This window comes from Mesorhizobium sp. M7A.F.Ca.US.014.04.1.1 (assembly GCF_003998745.1).
In the GTDB taxonomy this organism is placed as follows: domain Bacteria; phylum Pseudomonadota; class Alphaproteobacteria; order Rhizobiales; family Rhizobiaceae; genus Mesorhizobium; species Mesorhizobium ciceri.
Genome location: NZ_RZRW01000564.1, coordinates 1 through 3,684 on the forward strand (window position 1 = coordinate 1; position 3,684 = coordinate 3,684).

Annotated in this window: 5 protein-coding genes and 1 pseudogene; 2 read left to right on the forward strand and 4 right to left on the reverse strand. The window is 62.1% G+C overall.

Annotation, left to right across the window (positions count from 1 at the left end):
• Positions 1 to 185, forward strand: a pseudogene (locus tag EOA22_RS27550) (MFS transporter); the annotation flags it as partial.
• Here the strand turns inward: EOA22_RS27550 and EOA22_RS27555 are convergent.
• From EOA22_RS27555 to rpsD, 4 genes are all read right to left on the reverse strand, one after another.
• A complete protein-coding gene (locus tag EOA22_RS27555) occupies positions 182 to 589 on the reverse strand; it encodes a hypothetical protein (RefSeq protein ID WP_063167817.1) in 408 nt (135 codons plus the stop codon). The pseudogene EOA22_RS27550 and the gene EOA22_RS27555 overlap by 4 nt on opposite strands.
• A 59-nt stretch (positions 590 to 648) precedes the next feature.
• Positions 649 to 1,476 (reverse strand): inositol monophosphatase family protein, encoded by an 828-nt coding sequence (locus tag EOA22_RS27560; protein WP_013532140.1) that lies wholly within the window; start codon positions 1,474 to 1,476, stop codon positions 649 to 651.
• A complete protein-coding gene (ttcA, locus tag EOA22_RS27565; protein WP_063167816.1) occupies positions 1,466 to 2,383 on the reverse strand; it encodes a tRNA 2-thiocytidine(32) synthetase TtcA in 918 nt (305 codons plus the stop codon). Before ttcA ends, EOA22_RS27560 begins: the two co-directional genes overlap by 11 nt.
• 107 nt (positions 2,384 to 2,490) lie before the next feature.
• Positions 2,491 to 3,108: a 30S ribosomal protein S4 gene (gene rpsD, locus EOA22_RS27570; protein WP_013532142.1), complete on the reverse strand. Its 618-nt coding sequence runs from the start codon at positions 3,106 to 3,108 to the stop codon at positions 2,491 to 2,493.
• Between the two features lie 375 nt (positions 3,109 to 3,483).
• Between rpsD and EOA22_RS27575 the strand changes: the two genes are divergently transcribed.
• On the forward strand, positions 3,484 to 3,684 hold a 201-nt coding region (locus EOA22_RS27575), incomplete at its 3' end, for a hypothetical protein (RefSeq protein WP_127390359.1).

Sequence of the window (3,684 nt, forward strand, 5' to 3'; positions counted from 1 at the left end):
CGTTTCTCGGCGGCATTCTCGGTACGCTGATCGGCCAGGCCTTCAACGGCACGGTGACGCCGCTGGCCGCCGGCTTCTGCAGCGTCTCGGTCGCCGCGCTGCTGATGATCTTCATCGCCGAGCGCGGCAAGATGTTCCAGCCACAGAACCCGCCCGTTTCAGGGCACATCACCGACTTGCATTAGGACGCACCTTCAAGGGCTGCCGTGAACCGAGGGGCAAGCATGCGCCCCGCAATTGCTTCGCCCATGCTGTCCGAAAAGTGCAATGGCAGAGCGTCATCGAGTGCCCTGAGGATGGATGCCACGAAGGCCCGGCTGCGCTGGGCATCGGTTCCCAGATCGGAATATGTGGCGCGAGGTTTGCCGATCAGCGTGCCGTTGCGGCGAAGCGAGAACCGCAGCGTGAGGGACATGCCCGCGGTTCCGGGTGGCGGCTTCCAGCAGGCATAGATCGCGTCCGACATCTCCTTTATCGTGTCGACGGGATCGGTACTGCGACAGCTGCGCTCTTGCGACCTTGCTTCCAGGGAACTGGCGAACAGACCGGCGGCAAGAGCCGCCGCGACAAATGCAAACCGAGGTTTCATTCGAGAGCCTCCGGATTTGCGCGAGATTGTACTGCTTTCGGCTAACGCAGCAATCGATCCTACTGCGCCCAGAGCTCGCGGCGCAATTCGTGCCAGCTTTCCTTGTCTGGCGCGACAAGCAGGCCGCCGCCGAGATGCGAGGGCAGATAGGCGCTGCCGTCGAAGCGCGCCGCATGGCCGCCGGCCTCGGCATGGATCAGCACGCCGGCCAGGTGGTCCCACGGCATCAGCTTGTTGTAGACGACGAAGTGGGCATGGCCGCTCGCCAGCAGGCGGTATTCGTGCGCGGCGCAGCGATAGGCGAACTGCGACAGGATCTTGGTCTGGTTGCGCGCCAGCCGTGTCCGTTCCGGCTCGGCCATATATTGCCAGGAGACAGAGCCGGTCATCTCCGAGATCGGCGCGGGTACCGCTACATGCACCTTCTCGATGCTGCCGTGCGCATGCCGGATATGGCTGCCGGCACCCCTGGCGCCAATCAGCCAGTCCTTGCCGACGGGATCGTGGATGATGCCGGCGACGGTCTCGCCCTTGACCACGACCGCCAGCATGACGCCGAACAGCGGCACGCCGGAGGCGAAATTGAAAGTACCGTCGACCGGGTCGATGACGAAGGCCAGATCGGCATCGCCCAACCCGTTTAAAAGCGCTGGATTGTCGGAACAGGCCTCCTCGCCGACGACCATCGCTGAGGGATACCGCTCGCGCAGCCGCGCGGTGATCAGCCGCTCGGCATTGACGTCGGCTTCGGTCACCAGGTCGGCGGCCGACGTCTTCTGCCTGACATCGCCATCGCCCAACCGGCGAAAGCGCGGCATGATCTCGGCCAGTGCCGCCTCGGCCAGAATGCCGGCCAGCCAGTCGATCGCGGTGTCGTCAAATGTCATCGGCTTGCCTTGTGGTGAGGGTCTTGAGGGCAGCGAAATCGAACAGCTTTCTGTCGAGCAGATGCGATGGCCTGCTGTTCGACAGCGCGCGCAGCATCGTATCCTTGCGGCCCGGCATGCGCTTTTCCAGGTCCTCGAGCATCGCCTTCATGGCATTGCGCTGAAGACCTTCCTGGCTGCCGCAGAGATCGCAGGGAATGATCGGGAATCGCATGGCGGCAGCGAATTTTTCCAGATCGACCTCGGCGCAATAGCTCAAGGGCCGCAGCACCATGACGTCGCCTTCGTCATTGAGCAGTTTTGGCGGCATGGCGGCGAGACGCCCGCCATGGAAGAGGTTCATGAAGAAGGTCTCGAGAATGTCCTCGCGATGATGGCCGAGCACCAGCGCCGAGCACCCCTCCTCGCGTGCAATGCGGTAGAGATGGCCGCGCCTGAGACGCGAGCAGAGCGAGCAATAGGTGCTGCCCGCCGGCAGCTTGTCGGTGACGACGGAATAGGTGTCCTGATATTCGATCCGGTGCGCAATGCCGTGGCTGTCGAGATAGTCCGGCAGGATATGTTTGGGGAAATTCGGTTGGCCCTGGTCGAGATTGCAGGCCAGAAGATCGACCGGCAAGAGCCCGCGCCATTTGAGGTCGAGCAGCACCGCGAGCAGGCCGTAGGAATCCTTGCCGCCCGACAGCGCTACGAGCCAGCGCTGGCCGGGCTTGACCATCGAGAAATCCTCGATCGCCTGCCGGGTCAGCCGCAGCAGCCGCTTGCGCAGTTTGTTGAACTCGACCGAGGACGGCACGTCGGCGAACAGCGGATGGAAACCGCCTTCGCTGTCGGCGACCAGCGGATGGAAACCGCCTTCGCTGTCGGCGACCGGTTCGAGCGTTTCAATGTCTGGAAGCATGTTCATGGCATGTCGCTTTCAATGGCCCAGAGCGCCGGATTAGCGGACATGACCGACAAAGAAAAGGCCGCCTCGACGGGCGGCCTTCGCAGGATGTCGCAGAACGCGCTCGTTTAGCGCGAATAGAATTCGACGACCAGGTTCGGTTCCATCTGCACGGCGAACGGAACGTCCGCCAGGCCGGGGATGCGCGAGAAGGTCGCGACCATCTTGTTGTGATCGGCTTCGATGTAGTCCGGCACGTCGCGCTCGGCGAGACCGACCGCTTCCAGAACGATGACCAGCTGCTTGGACTTTTCGCGGATTTCGACGACATCGCCCGGCTTGCAGCGGTACGAGCCGATGTTGACGCGCTTGCCGTTGACGTTGACGTGACCGTGGTTGACGAACTGACGGGCGGCGAAAATGGTCGGCACGAACTTGGCGCGGTAGACGACCGCGTCGAGACGCGACTCGAGCAGGCCGATCAGGTTCTCCGAGGTGTCGCCCTTGCGGCGGTCAGCCTCTTCATAAACCTTGCGGAACTGCTTTTCCGAAACGTCGCCATAGTGCCCCTTCAGCTTCTGCTTGGCGCGCAGCTGCAGGCCGAAATCGGAAAGCTTGCCCTTGCGGCGCTGGCCATGCTGGCCGGGGCCGTATTCACGCTTGTTGACCGGGGACTTCGGGCGGCCCCAGATGTTTTCGCCGAGACGGCGGTCGATCTTGTACTTCGCGGATTCGCGCTTGCTCATCGCATTCCCTTTTCAAAACAACACACCCGGAACCTCATGGTCCGGGTGAAGGAAACGCGCCCTCCTCTGGCCTCCGTTTTCGAGACCTGACAGGGTTTTCCCACGCAACGCGGCGGAAAACCCACGGGACACGTCAGTTCAAACAAGATAGTAGAATTGGATTTCCACGCATCTTGCGCACATAAAGAAAACCACCGGGCATTGCGGCCCGGTGTTAGCGCGCTGATTAAACGGAGATTTAACCGGTGTCAAGCTTGTGGCTGGCGTAGGCCATGGCGACGATATAGCGTCTCTGGGTTGAGTACAGTGCCGGATGTGGCGGGAGGTTGCGCCAGCGGCATCAGGAAGGGACCGGAGCAGAGGAGCTACATTCGCATGAAGAAATTCTTCCTTACCCTGACAGGAGCCGCTGTGTTGGCGGGATCCATGGCGGTCATGACACCGGAGCCGGCTGAGGCCAGGCATTGGCAAGGGCACCGGCACCACCAGGCTTGCCGCATCGTGATCAAGAAGAAAATTATCTGGCGGCACGGCCACAAGAAGGTCATCCGCTACAAGATCAAGCAGTGCAGAGGG

Coding starts and splice junctions, on each gene's coding strand:
- EOA22_RS27555 (WP_063167817.1), bottom strand. CDS start 589: ATGAAACCTCGGTTTGCATTTGTCGCGGCGGCTCTTGCCGCCGGTCTG.
- EOA22_RS27560 (WP_013532140.1), bottom strand. CDS start 1,476: ATGACATTTGACGACACCGCGATCGACTGGCTGGCCGGCATTCTGGCC.
- ttcA (WP_063167816.1), bottom strand. CDS start 2,383: ATGAACATGCTTCCAGACATTGAAACGCTCGAACCGGTCGCCGACAGC.
- rpsD (WP_013532142.1), bottom strand. CDS start 3,108: ATGAGCAAGCGCGAATCCGCGAAGTACAAGATCGACCGCCGTCTCGGC.